Below are 23218 nucleotides of genomic sequence, written 5' to 3'. Positions count from 1 at the left end.
CGGCGGGGCGGGCCCTGCGGGCGGCGCGGCGCGGGGCGGGGTCAGCCCTCGTCGCGCAGGGCGGCGAAGAACCGGCGGACGTCGCCGGCCAGCAGGTCGGGGGCCTCGTAGGCGGCGTAGTGGCCGCCGCGGTCGAACTCGGTCCAGGAGCGCAGGTCGTGGTTGTGCTCGGTGAAGGCCCGGACCGACGGGAGGTCGCCGGGGAACTGGGCCACCGCCAGCGGGAAGTCCGACCGGTCGGTGGCCGGGTCGCGCATCTCCTCGGCGTAGATGCGCAGCGCCGAGCCGGCGGTGCCGGTCAGCCAGTGCACCGAGGCGTGCGTCAGGATCGCCTCGGTGTCCAGGCCGTGCTCGTGCATCGCCTGGGCGTTCCAGCCGAGCAGCCCGACCGGGGAGTCGCACAGCGCGTGCGCCAGCGTCTGCGGCTGCTGCCCCTGGACGATGCCGTAGGAGGCCTCGTTCGCCAGGTAGTCGTTCCAGGCCTCCATCGCCGCCCGGTCCCGCGGGGAGAGCCGATCGACCAGGCCGGGGGCGTCCTCGGGCGGCTCGCACCAGGTCTGCGCGACGTGCGCGCCGATCACCCGGTCCGGTGCGATCCGGCCGAGCTCCACCGAGATGCCGGACCCCCAGTCGCTGCCGACCGCGCCGAACCGCTCGTAGCCCAGCCGGGTCATCAGCTCCAGCCAGGCGCGGGCGATCCGCTGCACGCCCCAGCCGGTGTCCGGGGTGGGGCCGGAGAAGCCGAACCCCGGCAGCGAGGGCAGCACCAGGTCGAAGGAGACCCCGGTGTCCAGGCCGTACCGGGCCGGGTCGCTGAGCGGTCCCAGCACGTTCAGGTACTCGTAGACCGAGCCGGGCCAGCCGTGGCTGAGCACCAGCGGGACCGCCCCCGGCAGCGGGGAGCGGACGTGCAGGAAGTGCACCCGGGTGCCGTCGACGACGGTCGAGTACTGCGGGTGCTCGTTGAGCCGGGCCTCCCAGGCGCGCCAGTCGTAGTGGTCCCGCCAGTACTCGGCGAGCTCCCGCACCCGGGCGGTGGGCACCCCGTACCCGCTCCCGCCGGCCGGCTCCGGCGCCCAGCGCGCCCGTGCCAGCCGGTCCCGCAAGTCGGCCAGGTCCTCGTCGGGGATCGCGATCCGATCGGGCCGGATTCCGGTCGCGTCGCTCATCGGTTGTGCTCCTCGCTCTTCCGGTATCGGGTGTCTCCGGTACAGACGAGCGGGGCGGCCCCTTCTCATCGGCGGGCCCGCCGGCCGGGTCCATCGGCCGGGGCGCGCCTCAGGCCGATTCGAGGGTGCGCAGCCAGGTCCGGCTGAGCGAGACGGCGAGCGGGTCGGCGCCGGCGGAGACGATGCGGCGGCTCAGGTCGGGGTGCTTGATCAGCCGGTCGGCCTCGGCGAGAAAGGCGGTGTCGCCGTTCTGCGCGGCGGTTCCGACGAGGGATTCGATGGTGGAGCGCATGCCGGAGGCGAAAGGGCTGTGGCTGCGGGGCATGAAAGGGCCGCGGTAGAGGGAGAGAGCCCGGCGGGGGTCGCCGGATTTCATCTCTCTGAAGAATTCCACGAGATCGCATTCGATCGGTGCGAGCAGCGCGTAGGAATGGCGGTCGGGGAGGTAGCCGACGGCGAGGTCGAGGGCGCGGGCGCGCATCGCCAGGGTCGGCAGGCTGGACGGGGCCGGGTCGGTGTCGAAGAGGACCGAGAGCAGCCAGTCCCGGGGCGCCGCGCCGCCGGAGACGGCGAGCGCGACCGCCAGCTCCACGGCCCGTGCGCTGGAAACCGGCAGTCCGTCGACGCGGCAGCCGCCGAGGGTGTCGACCCGCTGCCGGGCGGGTGCCTCCAATGGCCGGGCTTTCTCCACCATGCTTTCTCCGTCCGTCTGCAACGGGGTATGCGAGAGAGGCGGGCGGTGTCGAGAAAACACCGAAATGTCCTTTGCGCCAAGCGGAGTGTACAGCGCTCTCCGGCGTTCGGCGGCCCCTCCGGGCGGGGCCGCGGTGATCTTGGATTTCCGCTCTCCGCCTGAACAGGGCGTTCGGGGAAACGCGCCCCGGTCAAGACGGGCAATCCATTCTGGCCGGTCATGGCCAGTACCGCTGCGGGGCGGCGTGAAAGCGGTGTGATGGCGGCGTGAAATTCATGCGAGTGCGAGCTGCGACGATCCGGTTCCGAGGACGTGCCGTTTCCCCGATGCCGCATCCGACAGGAGCCAGCCGGACATGACCATCAGCGAGGCACACGCATCCGCCGGGCCGCTCACCGACGCCGTCCGCGCGTTCGCCGAGGGGGTCAACTACCTCCCCAGCCCATCGCCCTTCATCACCAGGACCCCCTACCACCGGCCGCTCGACGCGGACCGGCTGGCCGCCGTCCCCTGGGCCGCTCCGCTGGAGGAGCGGAACTGGATCAGCGACCCGGGCCTGATGGCCAACCGGCTGCTGATGAACTTCTACGAGAGCGGCGCCCTGTTCCTCCCCTCGGACGGCCTCGACCGGCGCCGGGCCGAGTTCGAGGACTTCTACAGCACTGAGGCGCTGCGCAACGCCGAGCTCGCCCGCCCGGAGGCGGAGCGGTTCGTCTTCGGGTTCCTCGACTCCGAGGTCCGGCTCACCGGCCGCTGGGACACCGACGCCCTGGAGGCGCACGTCACCGCCGCGATCAGCGAGGCGACCTCCGCCGACCGGCCGGTGCTGCGCGCGATCGAGGAGTCCGCCGAGCCCGAGCGCGCCGCGGAGGCGATGATCGCCCAGATGGCGCTGGACGGGCTCACCGAGGCCACCGCCATGTCGCAGAACCTCGGCGGCGCGTTCGGCGCCGAGCAGAGCGAGCTGTTCAAGATCTTCATCGACGAGTTCGGCTACGGCGTCTTCGACGCCAAGCACAGCACCCTCTTCGCCGAACTGTGCCGGAGCGTCGGGATGAGCGACGAGCCGCACCACTACTGGTTCTTCTACCTCCCGTCGTGGATCGCCGGGAACAACTACTTCTACAAGGTCACCCGCTCCCGGACCGACTTCTTCCGCTACATCGGCGGGATGGCGTTCCTGGAGGCCACGTTCGCGCCGTCGTTCGCGGCGATGACCAAGACCTTCCGCGCGGTCTACGGCGACGCGGTGGACACCCGCTACTTCGACGAGCACGCCCACATCGACGAGCACCACGGCCGGATGGCCGTCTACGACCTGCTCCTCCCGCTCGGCCGCAAGCACGGCCCGCACGCGGTCGAGGAGATGGTCCGGGGCATCGAGGAGGTCCGGCTGCTGGGCCGGCTCGGCGACGAGGACCTGCACGCCCAGATCACCTGGCGCCCCGAGGCGGTCGAGGCCGCCCCCGGCGCCGAGGGGGAGCGGCTGGAGCCCGGCCGCTTCGAGACCCGCGTCGCCGACCGGGACACCCTGCTCTCGGTGGAGTCCGGCACCGCCGCGCTGCACTGGACCCCCACCGGGGCGCCGCTGGAGCTCGCCGCCGGGCAGGGCGTGCTGGTGCCGCGCGGCCGGCTGTACGGGGCCGCGCTCGGCGAGGGCGCCGCCGCGGTGCTCTCCCCCGCCCCGCCGGCGGCCCGATGAGCGGCCGCCTCCGGGTCCGCTTCGGCCCCGCGGACAACACCGTCCGGGTCGGCGACGAACTGTACTTCCGCATCGAGCGCGACTCCGGGGTCAGCGTCATCCGCAGCCGGTGCCCGCACCGCGGCGGCCCGCTGCACCTGGGGACCGTCAGCGCGGAGGGCGGCGCCGAGCGGCTCCGCTGCCCCTGGCACGGCACCGAGTTCCCGCTGGCGCGGCTCTGCGCCCGCGGGGTGCCCACCGTGCAGGCGGGCGGCGAGGTGCACGCCTACCCGCCGGCCGCCCCCGGCGACTCCGCGCACTCCGCCCACCAGATCGTCCTCGCGAAATGAGTGTCCGTGTGATGAAGGCATCAGCCCCACCCGAAGCACCGGCCGGCGCCGCGCTCGACGCTCCGGCGCGGACCCTGGTCAGGCACGCCGAGAACGCGATGCGGCGGCGCGACTACGCCGTCGCCGCGGACCTGCTCGCCCTGGCCGGGCACGGCGGAGGCGGCCACGGCCCCGCCGACCGGCTCTACAACCGCGCGCTGCGCGGGATCGTCCCCCGCTGGCACTTCTCCATGCTCAACGACCAGGGGCGCAACGACGCCTACCGGGCGGCGGTGCGCGCCCGGGTCCGCCCCGGCGACCTGGTCCTCGACATCGGCACCGGCTCCGGGCTGCTCGCGCTCCTGGCCGCCGAGGCCGGCGCGGAGCACGTCGTCTCCTGCGAGGCGGAGCCGCTCATCGCCGGGGTGGCCCGGGAGATCATCGCCGACAACGGCATGGCCGACCGGATCACCGTGGTCGAGGGGTTCTCCACCGCCCTGCGGGTCGGCGCGGACCTGCCCCGCCCCGCCGACGTGCTGGTCTCGGAGATCTTCGACTGCGGGCTGCTCGGCGAGGGCGCGCTGGCCGCGTTCGCGCACGCCCGGGAGGCGCTGCTGGCGCCGGACGCGGCCGTCGTCCCGGGCCGCGCCCGGGTCTGGGGGCGGCTGGTGGACAGCCCCGAGCTGCACGAGCGCAACCACGCCGACCGGGCGTGCGGCTTCGACGTGTCGCGGTTCAACCGGTTCCGCTCCCTGGAGTACTTCTCCACCTACCTGGACACCTACGAGCACCGCCCGCTCACCGATCCGTTCCCGCTGATGGACTTCGACTTCCGGACCGGGAAGGGGGACACCGCGGCCGCGGTCGCACCGCCGGCCACCGGCGGCGGCAGCTGCCACGCCATCGTCGTCTGGTTCGACCTGGACCTGGACGGGAGCACCGTGCTCTCCAACGGCCCGCACGCCAAGGGCACCCACTGGCGCCAGGCGGTGCAGACCTTCGACCGGCCGGTCGCGGTGGCCGCGGGCGAGCGCGTCCCGCTCCTCGCCGAGCACGACGGGGAGCGGATCCTCGTCCGCCCGGACGGAACCGCGCGGGAGGCGGACCGTGGCTGACACCGGTGAGCGGGCCGCCGGGGAGCTGCACAAGACGCTCAGCGTGACGCGGGGGATCGGCGTCGCGGTGAGCATGGTGGTCGGCAGCGGACTGCTGGTGCTCCCCGGGCTGACCTTCACGCAGTTCGGCGACGCGGCGGTGTTCGCCTGGATCGCCGCGGCCGTGGTGATGCTGCCGCTGCTGCTGGTCTTCGCCCGGCTCGGCGCGCACTTCCCCAACGCCGGCGGGGTGATCGGGTTCCTCCGGGCCGGCTTCGGCCGCGCCGGGGCGGGCCCGATCGCCTACGTGCTGCTCGGCGCGACCGCTTTCGGCGGCGCAGCGATGGCGCTGACCGGGGCGAACTATGTCGCCTCGCTGCTCGGCTCGGCGAACTGGGCGCTGCCCGCGGCGGCGGTCTACCTGATCGTGGTCGGGGTGCTCAACGCGCAGGGCGCCCAGCTGGCGTCCGGGCTGCAGACCGCGGTGACCGCGGTGCTGGTACTGCTCATCGCCCTGGTGGCGGTGGTGCCGTTCGCCGCACCGGGCTACGAGCCGGAGGGGGCCGTCGCGCTCCCCTCCGACCCGCTGGCCCTGGTGCCCGCCATCGGCCTGGTGTTCTTCGCGTTCACCGGCTGGGAGCTGGTGGCCTCCACCACGGAGGAGTACCGGAACCCGCGCCGGGACCTGCCCATCGTGGTCGGCGCCTCGTTCCTGATCATGATCGTGCTCTACGTCGGCGTGGCCGCCGCGGTGCAGGTCTCGCTGGACCCGGAGGACCCGCTGACCGGCACGGCGCCGGTGGTGGCGGTGCTGGGCCGGGTCCTCGGCGGCTCCGCCGGGGTCGCGGCGGGGCTGCTCGGCGCGCTCATCATCTTCGCGACCCTGATGGGCGGCACCTGGGCCACCTCCCGGATCGTGTTCGCGACCGCGCGCGAGCGGCTGCTGCCGCTCGCCGCGGCCCGGGTGAACCCGGCCAACGGCGCCCCGGTCCCGGCCATCCTGGTGGCGGTGCTGATGTTCGGCGGCGTGGTGCTGGGGTACGGCGCCGGCCTGCTCACCCTGGACCAGGTCTTCCGGCTGTCCAGCGTGAACTTCCTGGTCGGCTACATCCTGTCCGCCCTCGCCTACGGGGCGGTCTTCCGGGCCTGGTGGCAGCGGGCGCTCGCGGTGCTGGCCGCGCTCCCCGCGCTGGCCGTGCTGGCCGGCTTCGGCCCGCTGCTGGTCTTCCCGGCGGTGCTGCTGGCCGCGGGCGCGGTGGCGCACCGGGTGACCGCGCGCCGGGCGGAGCCCGCCGGGTGACGGCCCGGACCGCCGGGGCGGCGAGGCTTGTGCCGCCCCGGCGGACCGGCGACACTCGGTGGGGTCCGAGCACGGGGAGAGGGGTACCGGGTGATCCACGTCCGCACGATCGAGATCGACGCGCCTCCGGCGGAGGTGTGGCGGATCCTGTCCGGGGTCGAGCTGTGGCCGGAGTGGCTGCCGACCGCGGAATGGATCCGGGTGGAGGGCGGCCCGCTGCACGAGGGGCAGCGGGTCCGGCTCAAGCAGCCGGACCGCGCACCGGTGGAGTACCGGGTCGCCGCCGTCCGGCCGGGGGAGGCCTTCATCTGGGGGCGGAGCGGCCCCCTCTACCGGGAGCAGGCCGGCCACCGGGTGGAGCCGGACGGCGCCGGCGGCTCCCTGGCCACCCTCGCGTTCCGGCTCTCCGGCCCGCTCGGCGACCTGGCCGGGCGGATCGGCGCGGAGAAGGTCCGCGGCATGGTCGACCAGGAGGCCGCCGCCCTGAAGGACCGCGCCGAGGCGGAGCGGGGGCGGCCCCCGGGCTGACCCCGGCGCGGATGCCCGGCCCGTCCGGATCCGGCCCCGCCCTCCGGTCCCCCGGCGCCCGCCGGGGCCGGGCGATCGGTGCGCGGATGCCCTGATCGGGACCTTGGCCCCGGGGCATTGGTGCCGTTCGGCGTCCGGCGCGTACCTGCGGGGCATTAACGTCGTTTGCGTCGATGCCGCCGGCGGGCCCCGCCGCCGGGGCCTCCAGCGGACCGGGGAGGGGAGCCGATGGCGTCCGGTGCTGCCACGCAGCCGATCAAGGTGTTCCTGGTGGACGACCACGAGGTCGTCCGCCGAGGCGTGTCCGCGCTGCTGGAGGGGGAGCCGGACATGAAGGTGGTCGGCGAGGCGGGCACCGCGGAGCAGGCCCTGGCCAGGATCCCCGCGGCCTCGCCGGACGTCGCGGTGCTGGACGTCCGGCTGCCCGGCGGGTCCGGGGTGAGCGTCTGCCGGGAGATCCGCTCGGCGCGCCCGGAGATCTCCTGCCTGATGCTGACCTCCTACGCCGACGACGAGGCGCTGTTCGAGGCGGTGCTGGCCGGCGCGGCCGGCTACGTGCTCAAGCAGATCCACGGCGCCGACCTGGTGGGCGCGGTGCGCACCGTCGCCTCCGGCGGCTCGCTGCTGGACCCCGGCAGCACCGGCAGGGTGATGGAGCGGCTGCGCAGCACCCCGGCCGAACCCGACCCGCTGGCCGAGCTCAGCCCGCAGGAGCGGCAGATCCTCGACCTGATCGGCGAGGGCCTGACCAACCGGCAGATCGGCGAGCGCCTCTACCTCGCCGAGAAGACGGTGAAGAACTACGTCTCCAGCCTGCTCTCCAAGCTCGACCTGAAGCGCCGCACCCAGGCCGCGGTGCTCGTCGCCGAACTGCGCACCCGCAACCGCCCGGACCGCGCCCCCTGGTGACCGGGGGCGCCCGCCCGGCCGGCGCGCTCCGCCGGGCCGGTCAGCCGAGCGCGTCGATCCGCTTCCGGGACCGCTCGATCTGATCGCGGCTCACCACCAGGCCGTACCCGCTCCACGCCAGCAGGGCGATCGGGATGACCGTGTTGTACAGGGGCCTCCCGGTCCAGTCGCCGGTCAGGGCCGCGTTCGCCACGGCGGCGCCCAGTAGCAGCAGGAGCACCAGGACGGCGGAGCGCCCCAGGTTCAGGGTGGTCCGGTGCGCCCTCAGCCGCTCGCGCTCGGCCTCCAGCGGGGTGGTCTCGCGGCGCTCCTCCCGGGAATCGATGGCCGCCCGGATGCGCTCGGACCGCTTCGCGGCGACGGCGATGCCGATGCCGCAGGCGAAACCGGTCAGAGTGAAGAGCAGGTCGAACACGCGGGCCTCCGGGACGGGGGACAGGGGGCGGTGGTCCTGATTCCCCGGATCGCGGGCTCCGAACACGCCGCGGCCCCCGGCCTCCGTCAGCGCAGGCCGGCGGGCTCGGTGCGGGCGGTGTCCGCGGGGAGCGGGACCGACCAGAGCAGGACGGTGCCGCCGCCCGGGGCCGGGCCGGCGGAGAACGAGCCGCCCAGCCCGGCGGCGCGCTCGTCCAGGTTGCGCAGGCCGCTCCGGCGGCCGCCGGGCTCGATGCCGCGGCCGTTGTCGGTCACCTGGAGGGTGACCCGGTCGTCCACGTCCACCGAGACGTGCACCTCCGAGGCGCGGGCGTGCCGGGCGACGTTGGACAGCGCCTCGCCGAGCACCGCGAGCAGCTGCTCGGCGACCGGGCCCGGGACCGAGGCGTCGATCGGCCCCTCCAGCCGCACGCCCGGCTGGCAGCCCAGGGAGCGGGCCGCCCCCTCGGCGGCGGCCAGGATCCGGCCGCGCAGCGAGGTGTCCCGCCGGCTCGGCGGGGTCTTCAGCGCGAACACCGTGGACCGGATCTCCCGGATGGTCTCGTCCAGGTCGTCGATGGTGTGCTGGACCCGGTCCCGGGCGTCGTCGTGCTCGATCAGCCGCACCGTGCTCATCAGGCTCATCGCCGAGGCGAACAGCCGCTGGATGACGATGTCGTGCAGGTCCTTGCCGATCCGGTCGCGGTCCTCCAGCACGGCGAGCCGCTCGGTGTCGCGGCGGGCGTCGGCCAGCTCCAGGGCGAGCGCGGCCTGCCCGGCGAAGGCGTCCATCATCTGCCGGGTGGGCTCGGCGAACGGGGCCCGGCCGGTGCGCTTGCCGAGCAGCAGCACCCCGCGGGTGCGGTCCGGGGTGCCCAGCGGGACCAGCAGGCCGGGGCCGAAGCCGCGGTGGGTCAGCATCGGGCAGTCGGCCTGCCGCAGGTCGGGGATGGCCACCGCGTCGCCGTCCCGGTAGCAGGAGCCGCACGCGGTCTCCTCGATGACCAGCCGGGTGCCCACCACCTCCTCGGCCACCGGGCCGTCCGCGGTGTCGGCGATCAGCTCCACGCCGCGCGGCTCGGGCAGCAGCACCACGGAGACGTCGGCGCCGGACAGCTCCCGGGCGCTGCGCGCCAGCAGCTCCAGCACGGTGCGGCCGTCGTCCCCGGAGAGCAGCCGGGTGGTGATCTCGGTGGAGGCGGTCAGCCAGCGCTCCCGGGCCAGGGTCTTCTCGTACAGCCGGGCGTTGGAGATGGCCACGCCGGCGGCGGTGGCCAGCGCGGTGACGATCGACTCGTCGTGCGCGTCGAACCGGCCGCCGCCGCGCTTCTCGGTCAGGTAGAGGTTGCCGAACACCTCGCCGCGGACCTGGATCGGCACGCCGAGGAAGGAGCGCATCGGCGGGTGGTCCGGCGGGAAGCCGACGCTCTGCGGGTGCTCGGTGAGGTCCTGCATGCGCAGCGGGCCGTGCTCGGTGGAGGGGACGGAGAGGATGCCGCCGCCGTGCGGGAAGCGGCCCACCCGGTCCACCTCCTCGGGGGTGAGGCCCACCGGGATGAACTCGCTGAAGCCGCCGTCCTCGCCGAGCACCCCGAGCCCGGCTTAGCGGGCGCCGGCCAGGTCCGCGGCGGCCTGGGCGAGCCGCCGGAGCACGGTGGCCAGGTCGAGGTCGCCGCCGATGGAGAGCACCGCTTCGAGCAGGGCGTGCACCCGGCCGCGGGAGGAGAGCTCGTTCTGCAGCCGAGAGTTCAGTTCGGAGAGGAGTTCGTCAAGGCCGGTTCGAGGGGTCTCTGGGGGCTCGGGCACTTCGTCGATACCTCCGGCCGTAAACGCTATCGCTCCTCGACGCTCCGCACCGCGCAAACTACCGGCCGGGAGGGGGCTCCGGTTTCGGCCCTGGGCCTCCTTCCGGCCCGGACGTCCCGGAGCCCGGTCTTCCGGACGGAAATTCATCGGGTTCGGGGTCGTCCGTATCGAGGATCATGCTACGGTCGCGTTCAGCCGGGTGCGGACTTCCGGCCGATGCCGGCCCTGTGGCCTCCGGCCATTGCCGTCCGCCCGGATTTCCTCTGCTTCCCGACCCGACCGAGGACGGCCCCGTGCAGCGCAAGGACCGGCTCCCAGGCGCCCCGAGCGCCGCGGCCGCCCTGCGTGCCCGCGCCGGGTCGCTGCTCGGCCGGGCGCTGTGCGTCGCCGGGATCGCCGCGGCCGCCTGGTTCACCGGCTCCGCCGCGGCCTCCGCGGCCGACCTGCCGGACGTCCCCGGGGCCCCGGCCGCCGGTGCCGGGCAGGTGGCGGCGCTCCCGGAGGAGGCCGCCCCGGAGGCCCCCGAGGCGTCGGAACCGCCGGCGGCCGGACCCGGCACGGAGCGGGCCCGGCCCGACCGGCTGCTGGACACCCTGGTCGCGGGGGGCCCCGCGCGGGCGCCCTCCGCGCCGGAGGGCGCCGGCGGGCACGGCCCGCAGGCCGGAGCGGTGCAGGCCACCGCCCGGTCGGCCGCCGAGGCGGTCGACGCCGCGGTGGGCGCGGTCGGCGACGCCGGCCGGAACGTCCGGAGCACCGCCCCCGACCGGCCCGAGGTGCCCGCGGTACCGCCGTCCGCGCTGCCGCACGCCCCGGGCGGGATCGGCCGCGACCTGGTCTCCGCCGTCGCCGGCGGCCTCCAGGGGATCGACCGGCCCGAGACCGCCGCCCCGGCGCCCGGTGAGGAAGGCGGGCGCCGGGACGGCGACGCCGCCGAGCCGGCCGGCGGGAAGAGCGGCGCCCAGCGCGCCGACCGCCCCGTGCCGGCCGCCGCCCCCGCCTGCGCGGGGAGCCCCGCCGCGGTGCAGGACCGCGCCCCGGTCGCCGCCGCGGCCGAGCGCGGGCTGCGCGCCGCCGAGCCGTCCGGCACGGCCCCGGCCGACCCGGGCGTGCAGCGGGCGGCCGCCGTGGGCTCCGCCCAGCAGGGCGCCGCGGCGCCGCTGGGCGTCCCCGGCTACCCGCCGTCCGCCGTGGACCTGGTCCCGGCCGGCGGCCGTCCCGCCGAGGCGGTCCGCCCCGGCGACCCCGCCCCGCAGGACCCGGCCGCGGAGCCGTCCTTCTCCCCGGACTAGGCGCCCCGCCGAGCGGGCCGCGCCGCCGAGCCGCGCCCGCCCCGCCGTCCCTCCCTTCTGGCAGCACGTTCCGTTTCCCAGACCAGCGCTGGGGGCCGACGTGAGCCCCTTCCGAAAAGGCAGTGGTTCACGCCGGTCGGCGGTCCGCCAGATCCGCCGGACGGTCCCGGAGACCCGCAGGCCGCATCCGCCAGAGGCGGCCCCAGGCCCCCGGGAAGCGCACCCCACCCACCCGGAAGCACCCCGCCCCCAGGCCAGGGGCGCGGTCGCACCGGGCGGAGCGCTCCGCCCGATCCCCACGTAAACGACGCGAGAAACGCAATCCGGAAGGATCGTTCAATGTTCCAGTTCGCTCGGAGCTCCGCGAAGGCCGTTCTGGTGGCGGCGGGAGCCGTCGGCTTCGTCGCCCTGGGAGCAGGCGCCGCCGGCGCCGCCACCGCTCCCTCCCCGCTGGACCCGGCCACCGACCCGGTCGGCACCCTCGCCGGCGAGGTGGTGAGCACGGCGCTCGACGGGCGGCTGCCCGAGCTGCCCAAGCTGGCCACCACCCTGCCCGCCCCGGACACCCGCAACGTCGCCGGGCCGACCGGCGACATGTCCGACACCGGCCCGCAGCTGCAGGCGGGCCTCACCGCGGTGGACGACGCGGTGGAGGACGTGCGCACCGCGACCGCGCCGCGCACCTCCCAGCTCTCCCCGGCCGAGGTCCCGCAGGGCGGGCCCGCCGGCGACCTGGCGGGCGTCGGCCCGAAGGTCGGCGAGACGCTGCGCGGCACCGCGAAGACCGCCATGGACATGGTCGTCTACATGGAGCAGGACGACCCGAAGAAGCTGCTGGAGGACGGCGGCGAGACCGAGCCGCAGGCCGCCGAGGCGCTGCCGGGCGCGGTCGCCGGCCCGGTCTCCGAGGTGGCGCCCGCGCCGGTCACCGAGGCGCTGCCCGCCCCGGTCGAGGCCGTGGACGGGGCGGTCCGCTCCACCCTGCCCAGCACCACCGCCCAGCTGGACGAGGTGGCCGCCCAGCCGCCGGTCTCGGTGGACGAGAACGCGGTCGCCGAGACCGCGGAGACCCTGCAGGACCCGCTCTCCGTGCTGCCCGAGCCGCCCACCGTCCCGCAGTCCGGCGGGCCGCTGGAGGACGCCGGCATCTCCGTCGGCGGCCCCCTCGGGACGCTGCTGTAAGCCCCCGGGGTCGCGAGACCCCGGGCGCGTCCCCCCACCCGGGGACGCAGCGGGCTCCCCGCCGTTTCAGCGGGCCGCCTCCGTCCGGCGGCCCCGGCGAGGGGAGGAGCGGTAGGGAGCCCGCCCCGCAGGACGTGCGCACCGCCCCCGCAGGCCGGAGGCGGCGGCGCACGGGCCCGGCGGCGGCTCGGCCGCCGGGCCCGCGCGCCGCCCGCGATCATTCCGCTGGGATCGCGGGCGGCGCGCCTTCTCCAGAAGCGAGGGGTCGGGGACCGGGCGCCCCCGCCCCCTCCCGGCACTCACGCCTCCGGCTCCCCCGATGATCTTGACGTCGCGGGGGTATCAGGGCGCCCTGATACCCCCGCAACGTCAAGATCATCGCCTTGGACCGGGTGGTCACCGTTTCCATCCCCACCGCCGCGGTCATGGGCCGAGGCCGCCTATCGGGCCCACCCGCCCCCAGAGGTGCGGGACCTGCGGGCCTGACGGCCCACCGGCAGCCGGATCAGTCGCCGACGAGTTCGATTCCGATGGCGACCACACCCAAGGCCTCATGCTCGGGCGGATGGATCTCCCGAACGTTGCGAAGCCGGTCTTCACGGGACGCGGTCGGGTCGACCGACGAGACCGGCTCATGGTCGAACATCTCGTCGAAGTCGGCGTATCGTGCAATTCGGGTGATCCGCGTGCGTGTTTCCTCGTCGCGACACTCGAACCGGAGAAGGTCGCCTTCCTCCAACCGCTTGCGCGATGAATCGTCGACCCTGACCTCGATCCTCTTCCCGCCCGAAGCGACCAGGTCGAAGTAGCGCTTGTAGAGCCCCATCTCATGCACGCGAGGGCGCTGGGCGAGATCAGTCGATCGGTCATGAGTCGCCTCCAAGTGCTGATGCCCCTTGGCCGGCCTCGAGTTCCTCGATCGCGGTCACAAGGCGCCGGGCGTTTTCAGGACTGCGCAGAAGGTAGGCGATCTCCTTCAGGGCCTCGTACTCGGAGAGAGCCATCACCACCACCGGCTCGCGCCCTGCTCTGGTGATGACGAGCTCTTCCCGGTCATCGATCACGGAGTCGAGCGCGGCGGCGCAGTCGGAACGGAACTCGGAACAGGTCATGGTCTTCATGCCTCGGCCTTCCGTAGCGCGCCTGGACCCGCTGCCGTTGCACAAGAAGCCGTACGTCCCGGTACGGAGTCTCTTCTTCGGTCAGTGCGCCGGAGAAGCAGGGACCGGGTGCTCAGGGCCGTCGAGCCATACGGCCTGCTCCCCGTCCGGGGTGATGGTGAGTCCGAACCGGGTGTGATCGGGGCGGCCGGCCCTCACCCACCAGGCGTGTGCGGCCTCCAGCTCGTCGAAGAGCCGGCGGGGGCCGTGCTGGCGCACCGGGTAGCGGCCGGCGGCGGCATCGGCGTGCCAGGAGGACCACGACCCGGTGCGCGGGTCCATCAGGTAGACGGTGAACCGGTCGGAACCGGGCACGTCGTCCTCCCAGACGACGGTGTTCTTCACGCCTTCGAGCACGAGCCCGATGGCGAAGGACGCCTCCCCGAGCGGTTCGGCCGGGTACAGCTCCGTGGCGGTCTCGGCGTAGTCGTGCCCGGGGCGGACCCGGTCCTCCACCGCGCCGTGCGGGGTGCGCTGGGCACGCGCCCACATGAACGCCGCGTCGCCGAAGAAGCGCCCCGAGGCGCTCCGCCCTCTGGGATCGGGGCGCAGCGATACCAGGACGCCGTTGTGGTAGGCGGTGCCCCACGGGGTGAGGAGCATCCCGCCGCCGGCCAGCTGCTCGGCCCAGGCCCAGGGGATGTGCCGGACGGCCATGGTGGAGATGATCCGCTCATAGGGGGCGCCCGGCGGGTGCCCCTTCAGGCCGTCGCCGAGCACGGCCTCTGGGGCGTGGCCGGCCCCGGCCAGCGCGGCGCGGGCCCGGGCGTGCAGATCGGGATCGACCTCGATCGTGGTCGTGCCGTCCTCACCGGCCAGTTCGCACAGCAGGGCGGCGTTCCACCCCGACCCGGTCCCGATCTCCAGCACCCGGTCGCCGCCGCCCACCTGGAGGCGGGCGAGCATCTCGGCGACGAGGGAGGGCTTGGAGATCGAGCTGGAGATATAGCCGGTGCCGCCGGGGCGGCCGTCGTCGAGCTGGGTGATGACGGGCCGGTCTGCGTAGGCCGCCTCCAGCCACGCCTGAGGGTCGGCCGAGCGCTCCAGCCACCGCCCGTCCACCCGGATCCGGTCGGGCACGAACAGGTGGCGGGGGACGGCCCGGACCGCGGCGGCGACCGCGTCGGGGACGCCGTCCTGCAGCGCCACCCGCTCCGCCAGCCGCTCCTGAACGGCAGAGGCCGGGGAGGTCATTTCTCGTGCTTACCGCCGCCGCCACCCTCGTCGCCGGGCCGTTTCGGAGGGATGGGCCGGTCGGGCTTGTGGCCGTCGGAGTCCGCGGTGTCGTCGTGCTTTCCCAAGGGGGCTGGTCTCCCTGCCTGCGATCTCCCGGTCGGATGTGACGGTAGTCCGGTGATCGCTCCCTGTCACGAGAACGGCCGAAGGCGGTCAGGGGCGAGGTGATGGGAGACCTCGGTGGCGATCACCGCCTACTCATTCCGACAGGCCTGAAACCGCTTCACCCGTGCCCGTTCCGTTCGGTACAGTCGTGCGGCTTCTTTCCCGCCGGATGAGAGTGGGTTCGACCAATGGCGTGTCGTATCAGTGAACTCGTGCTCGGTTGCCGCGACCCCGAGGCGCTGGCGCGGTTCTGGTGCGAGGTCCTGGACTTCGTCGTGCTCGACCGCGAGGACGGCGAGATGGTGGAGATCGGGCCGCATTTCCCGACTGTCACTTAGGCTGGTGGTCTGCAGGCGATCAGGGAGGATCCATGGTGCTGCAGATGCGCCCGGCCACCGCCGAGGACGCCGGCGCCGTTGCGGCGATGGTCCGCCGCCGCGCCGCGTGGATGCAGGAGCGCGGCCTGAGGACCTCCTCCGACATCGCCGAGACCCTGGCCTCCCAGGCCGGTGACCCCGACTGGCCGGTCTGGGTCCTCCACGACGAGGACGGCGCCCTGCTGGGCTGCACGACCGTGCTGGAGGAGTCCCCCCAGTGGTGCTTCACCGAGGCCGAGCGCGCCGAGCCCGCGCTGTTCCTGGCCTCCACCTGGACCCTGCCCTCCGACGGGCGCAGGTACGGCCGCCTCATCGCCCGCTGGGCCCTGGACCGCGCCGCCCACCAGGAACTCCGGCACGTGCGCCGCGGCTGCTTCCACGAGCGCCTGGCCGCCTACTACACCGAGGTCCAGGGCTGGGAGCTGCTGCGCACCCTCCAGCGGCGCGGCCGCACCGCCTACATCCTCACCCGCCCGGCCGAGCCGCAGCCCGACCTGCCGGTGAAGACCGCCGCCTGAGCGAGCGCAGGGCGGTCTCCAGCATCAGCGGCCGGTAGACCTCGTAGAGGCGGTGGTCGCCGGTCCCGGCGAAGCGGCGGGCGGCACGGCGCAGCTCGGCCTCGCCCAGGAACCCCTCCTGCACCAGCACCGAGCCCTCGTCCAGCAGGTCGGTCAACTTGCAGACACCGTGGCGGTCCATGGCCGTGTTCAGGATGTGCTGGAAGTTCTCGGCCAGCTGCGGGTGGGCGGCGTCGCGGGAGAACCCGGCCGCGCGCAGCCGGGAGCGCAGCAGCCGCTTGTCGGCCCGCCAGGCGGCCGGCAGGGACTCGGCCAGACGGACGAACCCGGGGGCCGCCATGGGGTTGATCGGCCACAGCCCGCGGCGCATGTAGTGCGGGTAGAGGGCGGCGAAGGAGTCGAGGATCGACCACAGGGTGGGGCCGATCGGGGCGGCCTCCGAAGGCCCGGCGGCGATGACTTCCCGGGCGCGCGGGCCGAGGTAGGCGGGCAGGTCGTCGGCGCCGGTCTCCAGCGGCACCGGGGCCGGGGCGATCCCGAGCGCTTCGCGCTCGCTCGCGCGCAGCTTCATCGCCTCGTCCCCGCCCAGCCCGGTGAACACCACCGTCTTGCCCGCCTGCGCGTAGGCGTCGAGGAGGGTGTTGCGGCCCTCTGCGTAGGGGCCCTCCTCCGGGTCGAAGGGCTCGCCGCGGTCGCGGGGCCCGCCGGGGGCGAAGGGCAGGTGCTCGACGAGGTCCAGGGTGTGGTCTTCGGCGAAGCCGGCGGTGCGCAGCTCGGCGCGGCGCCGGGCCTGCTGGGCGCCGATGGGGCCGTGGAACATCATCGCGCCGGTGGCGACCTTGCCGGGGTGCAGGCGGGCGAGGGTGAGGGCGGTGTTGGCCGAGTCCATGCCGCCCGACAGGTCGGCCACCGCCCGCTCGGGGGCGTAGTCCCACTGCTCGACGACCGCGGCCAGGACGCGTTCGAAGGCGCCGATCACGTCGGCGCCCGGGCGCAGTTCGCGCGGTCGGGCGTGCAGCCCCGGCTCGGGGTAGGCCATCGACAGGCGGGTCCCGTCGAAGGCGGCGGTGGCGCGCTCGGTCAGGGTGCGCACCTCGGCCAGGACGGTGCGGCGGGAGTAGAGGCCCCGGTAGGTCAGGAAGCCGGTCACCTCCTGGGGGTCCAGCCGGGCGGCGTCGATGTGCGGGACCACGTCGAGCAGGTCCCAGGAGCCGTGCAGTGCCCCGCCGGCGGCGGCGAGGTGCAGCGGGGCGGTGCCCCACTGGCTCGCGTGCAGCCGCACCCGGGTGGGTCCGAACTCGATGAGGACGAACCCCAGCGGCCAGGCCAGGGCGTCGGCCAGGGCGCGGTCGTAGGCCGTTTCGCCCACGGTCCGCTCCGGCGGGGGCGCCGGGCGGCCGCGCAGGCGCTCGCGGTTGACGATGAACCCGCCCCCGTCTGAACGAAGCACTGCCTGATGCTCCAGGGCGGGATGAGTGAAGACCTCCAGGAACGGGCCACCGGCGGCGGCGCTGCGGAGGGCGGGCAGGTCATCGGCGGTGAACGGGCGGGCGAGGCGGAACCGGAACACGGGGGCTCCCTTCGACGGAGCGGGCGGCCCGCACGCCGCGGGCCGCCCCGGGGGTCACATCTCGTCGTACTGCTTGGGGTGGTCGCTGGAGCCGTTCTTCTTGGTGTACTCCGCGGCCACCTCCACGGTGGTCAGCACCTCGGGGGACGCGAAAAGCTCCTCCAGCTCCTCGGCCGCGGCCGGGCTGCCGGCCGCTGCGGTCGTGCTCGTCATGGTCACCTCCTCTCGGTACGTGACCAGTACAGGACGATCCGGGTTCACCGCCCAGGCCCGCGGGGAGGTGGAGGTGTTGAACGTGTTGAACGCCGAAGGGCCCCTGATGCCGCGACCGCGCACCCCCAACACCGCCCTGGCGGCCCTGGTCTCCGAGACCGACTGGAGCTATGAGGCGCTGGCCCGCGCCGTCAACCGCGTCGGCGCCGAGACCGGACTGGACCTGCACTACGACCGCACCTCGGTCGCGCACTGGCTGACCGGTTCCCGGCCCCGCCCGCCGGTGCCCGCGCTCATCGCCGAGGCCGCCGCCCGCCGCCTGGGCCGGCCGGTCCCCCTCGCCGAGACCGGCATGGGCCGGCCCGAGTCCTTGCCGGGCGCCGGGGCTCTGGACTGGCAGGGCGGTACCGTGTCCGCACTGGCCGAGCTGGGGAGAGCCGACATGGACATCAGCCGACGCCGGATGCTGCGCGGCATCGTCTACTCGGTGGCCGCCGCGGCCGCCGTCCCGGCCTGGGAGGAGATCGCCGAGAGGGCCGGCCGGGCCGCCGGCGCCGCGGGCCCACGGGTGGGGGAGGGCGAGGTGGAGGCCGTCTCCACGATGGCCGAGGCGTTCTCCACCGTCGACGACCGGTTCGGCGGCGGGCACGCCCGCTCGGCCGTGGCCGCCTACATCGCCAACGACCTGGCCGGCTGGCTGCACGCCGACGCCGCGCCGGGCCCTGCACGCCGCCGCGGCCGACCTGGTCTACCTGGCCGGGTTCATGGCCTGGGACGACGAGGCCCACGGGCTGGCCGAGCGCTACTTCCTCCAGGCGCTGGGCCTGGCCGCCGAGGCCGATGACCCGCTGACCTATGCCACCGTGCTGCGCGGCATGAGCATTCAGGCCGGCGACCTCGGGCACCGCACCGAGGCGCTGCACCTGGTCGAGGCCGCCACTTCGGCCGCCGGGACGGCGGCGCCGCCGCGGATGCGCGCTTTCCTGCTGGGCCAGGAGGCCGTCGCCCACGCCGCACTGGGCGACCGCCGCTCAGCGCTCAACTCGTTCGGCAAGGCGGAGCGGCACCTGGAGGCGGCCACCTCGAAGGTGGAGACCTTCGGGTCCTACCACCACGCCAGCCTCGCCTACCAGGAGGCGCATCTGCGTTCCCACCTGGGTGACCTGGACGGCGCAGTGAAGGCGATGCGCACCTCCAACCGCCGCAGGCCCGCCGCCGAGCGGCGCTCCCGGGCGATCTCCACCGCCCAGCTCGCCGAGATGCAGTACCGGGCCGGGCACTTGGAGGCCGCCTGCGACTCCTGGGACGCCTTCCTCGACGACTACCCGCATCTGAGGGCCGGCCGCGCCGACGCGGCCGTGCGGCGCATCCGCGGCGCGGCCCGCCGCCACCGCGGCAACGCGCGCGCCCGGCAGGTCGCTGCACGGGTGAGCGGTGCCTCCGCGCTCTCCTGACCGAGCAGTCGCCTCTGCGGCGCGGGTCTTACCTACAAGAGGTGCAGTCCCAGCAGGAGTAGGGGGACGAAAAGGAAAGCGCCGGGCGCTCTCGGGACCGCGCAGAAGGTGGGCGGTCTCCTGCAGGGCCTTGTACTCGGAGGGAGCCGTCATCACCACCGGCTCGCGCCCTGCTCTGGTGATGACGAGCTCTTCTCGGCCATCGGTCACGGAGTCGAGAGCGGCCGCGCAGTCGGCGCGGAACTCGGAGTAGGCCATGGTCTTCATGTCACAGCCTTCCGCAGTGCACCTGCATCACCCTCGTTGTACAGGAAGCCGTACGTCTCGGTCCGGGGATCGGGGCCGACCGCCCCGCGCGGCACCACCCCCGGGGGAGGGCGGTGGCCGTCCGCTCGCAGCCCGGAAAACCGTTTCGCGCGTGCGGTCCCGTTCGGTAGAGTCCGCGCGGTCGTTCCCGCCGCCGGGGCCGTGGGAATCGCGTGCGGTCCCGCCGGTGGTCCCCGAGCTGAGAGTGGGTTCCGCCAATGGCGTGTCGTATCAGTGAGCTCGTGCTCGGTTGCCGCGACCCCGAGGCGCTGGCGCGGTTCTGGTGCGAGGTCCTGGACTTCGTCGTGCTCGACCGCGAGGACGGCGAGATGGTGGAGATCGGGCCGCGCGAAGGGTTCGGCGGTGCGCAGCCGACGATCATCCTCAGCCGCAGGGACGAGCCGGAGCCCGGGAAGTCCCGGCTGCACATCGACGTCAACGCCACCGACCGCGACCAGGACGACGAACTCGAGCGCCTCCTCGCGCTCGGCGCCCGCCCGGCCGACATCGGGCAGACCGGTGAGGAGCCGTGGCATGTCCTCGCCGACCCCGAAGGCAATGAGTTCTGCCTGCTCAAGGCCCGCCTTGCTGCGCTCTGACGCTGAATCGGCCGCCCGGGCGCCCTTCTGGAGCCCGCATGGGTGAAGGAGAGGGGTGCAGGGGAGGAGAGGCCGCGGCGCTCTCCGGATCCGGGCAGGGGCCCGAAGCCCCCGGCAAGGGCGGGAAGCGGTCGCGGGTCCCCGCCCGGTGGAGGCGGCCGCTGGGCTTCGCCGGCACCGCGGTCCTCGGCTGGGTGTGGTTCTACCCCTGCATCGCGATCATGGTGCTCCTCCTGGGCCTGCTCTTCGAGCCCCAGCACACGGGCGAGGCCGAGTCCGAGGCGCTTTCGCTGTGGCTCCTCGCGGTCGGCATGGTGTTCGCCCCGGTGGCGGTGCCGGTGCTGCGGTGGGCGGGGGCGGAGCGGCCGGTCCGGACCCTGGGGATCGCGATGCTGGCGTCCTCACTGGTCCTGCTCGTCATCGTGCTCCCGGTCGCCGCCCCCTTGATCGACTGGGAGTCGGCGGCGCCGTTCGTGGTCTTCTCGTCCGCGAGCTCGCTGGTCTTCCTCGCCACCGCGGCCCTGGCCGCGAACCGGAAGGAACCCCCGACGTGAGCCGTACCTTCATCGAGTACGAGGCCAAGGTCCTCGACATCGACCCCGAGGCCCTGACCGCCAGGATCCTGGCCGAAGGAGGGGAGCCGGCCGGCGAGGCCCTGCAGCGGCGCTACGTCTACGACATCGAACCCGGTGACGAGGGGCGCTGGATCCGGCTGCGGGACACCGGGTCGGCGGTCACGCTCACCGTGAAGGAGATCGACTCCGACGAGATCGGCGGCACCCGGGAGACCGAGGTCGAGGTCTCCGACTTCGCCACCGCCGATGCCCTGCTCGGCAAGCTCGGCTACCGGCCCAAGGCCTACCAGGAGAACCACCGCCGGAGCTTCACCCTGCAGGGCGCCCGGCTGGAGATCGACTCCTGGCCGCTGATCCCGCCCTACCTGGAGATCGAGGCCGCCGACCGGGACCAGGTGGTGCGCACCGCCGCCCTCCTCGGGTACGAGGAGGAGCGGCTGACCGGGGAGAACACCACCAAGGTCTACGCCCGCCACGGCATCGACCTGGCGGCCGTCACCGACCTGAGGCTCCCGGAGGGGGAGCGGGGCGGCGACCGTGCGAGCATGACCGGATGACACCAGGGCTCCGCGTCGGCGAATCGCTCACCATCTCCGAGGACGCGCTGCGGTGGAGGCTTCCCCCCGATCCGGCGGCCGGCCGGGCCGACCCCGCCCTGGGCGGGTTCATCACCGAGCTCAGCCTCGACAGCACCGCCTGCGCCGGACTCGACCCGCAGCAGCGCCGGAGGATCCGGGAGCGGGTCGCCGGGTTCCACCGCACCGGGGACGTCACCGTGTCGAACACTGACGGCGTGATCACCGTGAAAGTCGACTGGGTCATCGAATACCCCGAGTCCGCGCGCGTCGCGCGGGAGCGCCTGGCCGCGGTGCTGCGCGATGCCCTGGCACCGTGACGGCGGCCCTTCACCCGGCCCGGAGAACGCCGAATCCCTGCTGGGGAGCGCGCCCCGGGGCGGCCGTCACCACTGCCGGTTCACGGTCGCCTTGGCGCCGGTGACCAGGGTGGCCGGGGGGACGTCGTCGGCGACGACCGCGCCGGCGGCGACCACGGAGTCGCGGCCGATGCTGACGCCGGGCAGGATCGTGGCGCCCGCGCCGATCCACACGTTCTCCGCGATGTCGATGGGCGCGAAGTTCACCCACACCTTCCGCTCCGCCGGGTCGATCGGGTGGCCGCCGGTGATGAAGGTGGCCTTCGGGCCGATCATCGTCTTCTCGCCGAGCCGGATGCCGGCGTAGTCCAGGAACGTGCAGTTCTGGTTGATGAACACCCGCTCCGCGAGGTCCAGGTTGAGCCCGTGGTCGGTGTAGAACGGCGGGTAGACGGTCACCCCCGCCGGCAGCGGCCCGCCGAGGATCTGCTCGAGCAGCTCCGCCTTGCCCGCCTCGTCGCCGAAGGGCAGCACGTTCAGCCGCGAGGTGAGCTCGGTGACCTGCATGACCCGTTCGACCATGGCCTGGAATTCGTCACCGTGAATGCGCATGAAGCGTTCGTTGGGCTTGGGCACGGAAGATCCTTCTCTCCGGTTCGGTAGGGACGGACGGGATTCAGCGGGCGGCGGCGGGGCCGCCGTCGTCGCCGCGGTTGCCGCCGCCGTGGCGCGGCGCCGGCGCCCAGGACGGGCGCCAGACCTCCCCGGGGATCGGCGGCAGGCCTTCGAGGTGGGCGATGATCCCGCGGAGGCCCGGATGCGGGTTGCTCCTCGGCAGGATGAGCGAGAGCGGGTACGCGAGGACCGGGTTCACGATGGGGATGCGGCGCAGGTCGTGCCCGGCCGGCCAGATGTACCGGTCGCGCGCGCCGACGAAGGTGGCCACGTCCGCGGATTCCGCGAGGACGTCCAGGAGCACCTCGTCCCCGAAGTGCGGCCCCGCCGCGTCGATGCGCAGGTCGAAGCGGGCGGCGAGCTCGTCGTAGAACTCCGCCCACTCGCTCCGGGGCACGATGCCGGGCACCCAGATCCGGTGTTTGCGCAGCTGGGCAGGGGGCAGGGCGCGCGCGGAGGCGAGCGGGTGCCTCGGGCCGGTGAGGAGTTCCAGCGGGGAGTCGAACGCGTGGATCATCCGCAGGTCGGACGGGAGCGCGGCCGGGTCGGTGACGCTGCGGAACGAGGCGTCGACGTCGCCCGCTTCCACCGCGGCGGCCGCGGCGCGCGGGTCGGTGTCCTTGAGGGCCACCACGTCGAGGTCGGTGCGGGGGTGCGAGCGCCAGTAGTCGTGCAGGACGGCGGCCTGCGCGCTCCGCCGGCCGAGGACGTCGATCCGGAGGGCCCGGGAGCCCGGCCTGACCGCGGCGACGGCGCGCTCGACCTCTGCGACGATGCTCCGGGCGTGGGGGAGGAGGGCCTGGCCGTCGGGCGTGGGCTCGACCCCTCGGGCGGTGCGGGTGAACAGGCGGACTTCCAGCTCGCGCTCCAGGGCGGCGATCCGCTTGGAGACGGCCTGCTGCGTCACGCCCAGCTCGTCGGCGGCGTGCTGCAGGCGCCCGAGCTCGGCGGCCCGGACGAAGGTTCGCAGTGCTTCGGTGTCCACGGGAGCACCCTAGGAGTGCACAACCGATCGTTGTGGCTCGTCAGGGGGCGGTTGTCCGGCGGGGCGGGTCCGATCCGGCGGCGTGGCGGAGTCTGATGTCGGAGCCTGTCCCTACAGTGTCGGATCAAGTCGCCCGGCAGCGGGCCGGTAGCGGGCCGGTAGCGGAGTCGAATGGA

The 23218-nt window shown here is 74.4% G+C and carries 25 protein-coding genes and 3 pseudogenes; 16 read left to right on the top strand and 12 right to left on the bottom strand.

The features are described 5' to 3' along the window. Positions 1 to 41 precede the first annotated feature (41 nt). Both J0910_RS01195 and J0910_RS01190 read right to left on the bottom strand, forming a co-directional pair. Positions 42 to 1169: an epoxide hydrolase family protein gene (locus J0910_RS01195; protein ID WP_420156653.1), complete on the bottom strand. Its 1128-nt coding sequence runs from the start codon at positions 1167 to 1169 to the stop codon at positions 42 to 44. Between the two features lie 109 nt (positions 1170 to 1278). Beyond that, on the bottom strand, positions 1279 to 1863 hold the full coding sequence (locus J0910_RS01190) for a hypothetical protein (protein ID WP_420156652.1): 585 nt from the start codon (positions 1861 to 1863) through the stop codon (positions 1279 to 1281). 355 nt (positions 1864 to 2218) lie between these two features. Between J0910_RS01190 and J0910_RS01185 the strand changes: the two genes are divergently transcribed. The 6 genes from J0910_RS01185 (at position 2219) to J0910_RS01160 (ending at position 7704) form a co-directional block, all read left to right on the top strand. Continuing rightward, on the top strand, positions 2219 to 3565 hold the full coding sequence (locus J0910_RS01185) for an iron-containing redox enzyme family protein (protein ID WP_420156651.1): 1347 nt from the start codon (positions 2219 to 2221) through the stop codon (positions 3563 to 3565). After that, entirely contained in the window at positions 3562 to 3894 is a 333-nt protein-coding gene (locus tag J0910_RS01180) for a Rieske 2Fe-2S domain-containing protein (RefSeq protein WP_420156650.1), read from the top strand. The genes J0910_RS01185 and J0910_RS01180 overlap by 4 nt, the downstream gene beginning before the upstream one ends. 11 nt (positions 3895 to 3905) lie before the next feature. Then, the gene (locus tag J0910_RS01175) at positions 3906 to 4988 is read left to right on the top strand and encodes a class I SAM-dependent methyltransferase (RefSeq protein ID WP_420156649.1); all 1083 of its coding nucleotides are present in this window, start codon (positions 3906 to 3908) and stop codon (positions 4986 to 4988) included. Further along, positions 4981 to 6267, top strand: coding sequence for an APC family permease (locus tag J0910_RS01170; protein WP_420156648.1), 1287 nt, complete (start codon positions 4981 to 4983; stop codon positions 6265 to 6267). Before J0910_RS01175 ends, J0910_RS01170 begins: the two co-directional genes overlap by 8 nt. 90 nt (positions 6268 to 6357) lie before the next feature. After that, complete coding sequence (locus tag J0910_RS01165) at positions 6358 to 6795, top strand: SRPBCC family protein (protein ID WP_420156647.1); 438 nt, start codon at positions 6358 to 6360, stop codon at positions 6793 to 6795. A 228-nt stretch (positions 6796 to 7023) separates the two neighbouring features. Further along, positions 7024 to 7704 carry a response regulator gene (locus J0910_RS01160; protein ID WP_420156646.1) on the top strand — a complete coding sequence of 227 codons (681 nt, stop codon included), beginning with the start codon at positions 7024 to 7026 and terminating at the stop codon, positions 7702 to 7704. A gap of 40 nt (positions 7705 to 7744) precedes the next feature. Here the strand turns inward: J0910_RS01160 and J0910_RS01155 are convergent, their stop codons facing one another. After that, the gene (locus J0910_RS01155) at positions 7745 to 8119 is read right to left on the bottom strand and encodes a hypothetical protein (RefSeq protein ID WP_420156645.1); all 375 of its coding nucleotides are present in this window, start codon (positions 8117 to 8119) and stop codon (positions 7745 to 7747) included. Positions 8120 to 8205: 86 nt separating this feature from the next. After that, a pseudogene (locus J0910_RS01150) lies at positions 8206 to 9933 on the bottom strand (GAF domain-containing sensor histidine kinase). A gap of 284 nt (positions 9934 to 10217) precedes the next feature. Here J0910_RS01150 and J0910_RS01145 point away from each other — a divergent pair. Both J0910_RS01145 and J0910_RS01140 read left to right on the top strand, forming a co-directional pair. Beyond that, positions 10218 to 11213: a hypothetical protein gene (locus J0910_RS01145; RefSeq protein ID WP_420156644.1), complete on the top strand. Its 996-nt coding sequence runs from the start codon at positions 10218 to 10220 to the stop codon at positions 11211 to 11213. A 339-nt stretch (positions 11214 to 11552) separates the two neighbouring features. Further along, positions 11553 to 12395, top strand: coding sequence for a hypothetical protein (locus J0910_RS01140; protein WP_420156643.1), 843 nt, complete (start codon positions 11553 to 11555; stop codon positions 12393 to 12395). A 505-nt stretch (positions 12396 to 12900) separates the two neighbouring features. Here the strand turns inward: J0910_RS01140 and J0910_RS01135 are convergent. From J0910_RS01135 to J0910_RS01125, 3 genes are all read right to left on the bottom strand, one after another. Continuing rightward, positions 12901 to 13221 (bottom strand): ASCH domain-containing protein, encoded by a 321-nt coding sequence (locus J0910_RS01135; protein ID WP_420156642.1) that lies wholly within the window; start codon positions 13219 to 13221, stop codon positions 12901 to 12903. A 40-nt stretch (positions 13222 to 13261) separates the two neighbouring features. After that, positions 13262 to 13516 (bottom strand): type II toxin-antitoxin system Phd/YefM family antitoxin, encoded by a 255-nt coding sequence (locus J0910_RS01130; protein WP_420156641.1) that lies wholly within the window; start codon positions 13514 to 13516, stop codon positions 13262 to 13264. Positions 13517 to 13597: 81 nt separating this feature from the next. After that, entirely contained in the window at positions 13598 to 14749 is a 1152-nt protein-coding gene (locus J0910_RS01125) for a methyltransferase domain-containing protein (protein WP_420156640.1), read from the bottom strand. Between the two features lie 335 nt (positions 14750 to 15084). On the opposite strand from J0910_RS01125, the pseudogene J0910_RS01120 reads away from it, so the two are divergent. After that, positions 15085 to 15210: pseudogene (locus J0910_RS01120) on the top strand (VOC family protein); the annotation flags it as partial. Between the two features lie 56 nt (positions 15211 to 15266). After that, positions 15267 to 15791 carry a GNAT family N-acetyltransferase gene (locus J0910_RS01115; protein ID WP_420156639.1) on the top strand — a complete coding sequence of 175 codons (525 nt, stop codon included), beginning with the start codon at positions 15267 to 15269 and terminating at the stop codon, positions 15789 to 15791. Here J0910_RS01115 and J0910_RS01110 read toward each other — a convergent pair. Together J0910_RS01110 and J0910_RS01105 are read right to left on the bottom strand one after the other, a co-directional pair. After that, positions 15739 to 17361, bottom strand: a complete 1623-nt coding sequence (locus J0910_RS01110; RefSeq protein WP_420156638.1) for an asparagine synthetase B family protein — start codon at positions 17359 to 17361, stop codon at positions 15739 to 15741. The genes J0910_RS01115 and J0910_RS01110 overlap by 53 nt on opposite strands. Positions 17362 to 17415: 54 nt before the next feature. Beyond that, a complete protein-coding gene (locus J0910_RS01105) occupies positions 17416 to 17574 on the bottom strand; it encodes a hypothetical protein (RefSeq protein ID WP_420156637.1) in 159 nt (52 codons plus the stop codon). A gap of 19 nt (positions 17575 to 17593) precedes the next feature. Between J0910_RS01105 and J0910_RS01100 the strand changes: the two genes are divergently transcribed. Then, on the top strand, positions 17594 to 18418 hold the full coding sequence (locus tag J0910_RS01100; protein WP_420156636.1) for an NsdA family TPR-like regulatory protein: 825 nt from the start codon (positions 17594 to 17596) through the stop codon (positions 18416 to 18418). Next, the gene (locus J0910_RS01095; RefSeq protein ID WP_420156635.1) at positions 18339 to 19028 is read left to right on the top strand and encodes an NsdA family TPR-like regulatory protein; all 690 of its coding nucleotides are present in this window, start codon (positions 18339 to 18341) and stop codon (positions 19026 to 19028) included. The genes J0910_RS01100 and J0910_RS01095 overlap by 80 nt, the downstream gene beginning before the upstream one ends. A gap of 90 nt (positions 19029 to 19118) precedes the next feature. On the opposite strand, the pseudogene J0910_RS01090 reads toward J0910_RS01095, so the two are convergent. Further along, positions 19119 to 19286: pseudogene (locus tag J0910_RS01090) on the bottom strand (type II toxin-antitoxin system Phd/YefM family antitoxin); the annotation flags it as partial. A 266-nt stretch (positions 19287 to 19552) separates the two neighbouring features. Between J0910_RS01090 and J0910_RS01085 the strand changes: the two are divergent. The 4 genes from J0910_RS01085 to J0910_RS01070 are packed head-to-tail and all read left to right on the top strand — an operon-like array spanning position 19553 to position 21403. After that, the gene (locus J0910_RS01085) at positions 19553 to 19933 is read left to right on the top strand and encodes a VOC family protein (RefSeq protein ID WP_420156634.1); all 381 of its coding nucleotides are present in this window, start codon (positions 19553 to 19555) and stop codon (positions 19931 to 19933) included. 38 nt (positions 19934 to 19971) lie between these two features. Beyond that, positions 19972 to 20487, top strand: a complete 516-nt coding sequence (locus J0910_RS01080) for a hypothetical protein (protein WP_420156633.1) — start codon at positions 19972 to 19974, stop codon at positions 20485 to 20487. Then, entirely contained in the window at positions 20484 to 21065 is a 582-nt protein-coding gene (locus tag J0910_RS01075) for a class IV adenylate cyclase (protein ID WP_420156632.1), read from the top strand. The genes J0910_RS01080 and J0910_RS01075 overlap by 4 nt, the downstream gene beginning before the upstream one ends. Beyond that, positions 21062 to 21403: a hypothetical protein gene (locus J0910_RS01070; protein ID WP_420156631.1), complete on the top strand. Its 342-nt coding sequence runs from the start codon at positions 21062 to 21064 to the stop codon at positions 21401 to 21403. The genes J0910_RS01075 and J0910_RS01070 overlap by 4 nt, the downstream gene beginning before the upstream one ends. A 66-nt stretch (positions 21404 to 21469) precedes the next feature. Here J0910_RS01070 and J0910_RS01065 read toward each other — a convergent pair whose 3' ends face one another. Together J0910_RS01065 and J0910_RS01060 are read right to left on the bottom strand one after the other, a co-directional pair. Further along, positions 21470 to 21994 carry a DapH/DapD/GlmU-related protein gene (locus J0910_RS01065; RefSeq protein WP_420161856.1) on the bottom strand — a complete coding sequence of 175 codons (525 nt, stop codon included), beginning with the start codon at positions 21992 to 21994 and terminating at the stop codon, positions 21470 to 21472. A 64-nt stretch (positions 21995 to 22058) separates the two neighbouring features. Further along, positions 22059 to 23042 (bottom strand): LysR family transcriptional regulator, encoded by a 984-nt coding sequence (locus tag J0910_RS01060; protein ID WP_420156630.1) that lies wholly within the window; start codon positions 23040 to 23042, stop codon positions 22059 to 22061. Positions 23043 to 23218: the final 176 nt, after the last annotated feature.

It is taken from the genome of Nocardiopsis oceanisediminis (genome assembly GCF_048595525.1).
Taxonomy (GTDB): Bacteria; Actinomycetota; Actinomycetes; order Streptosporangiales; family Streptosporangiaceae; genus Nocardiopsis_A; species Nocardiopsis_A oceanisediminis.
Note: the sequence above shows the minus strand (reverse complement) of the source record. Positions and strands in the feature narration are given on the sequence as shown.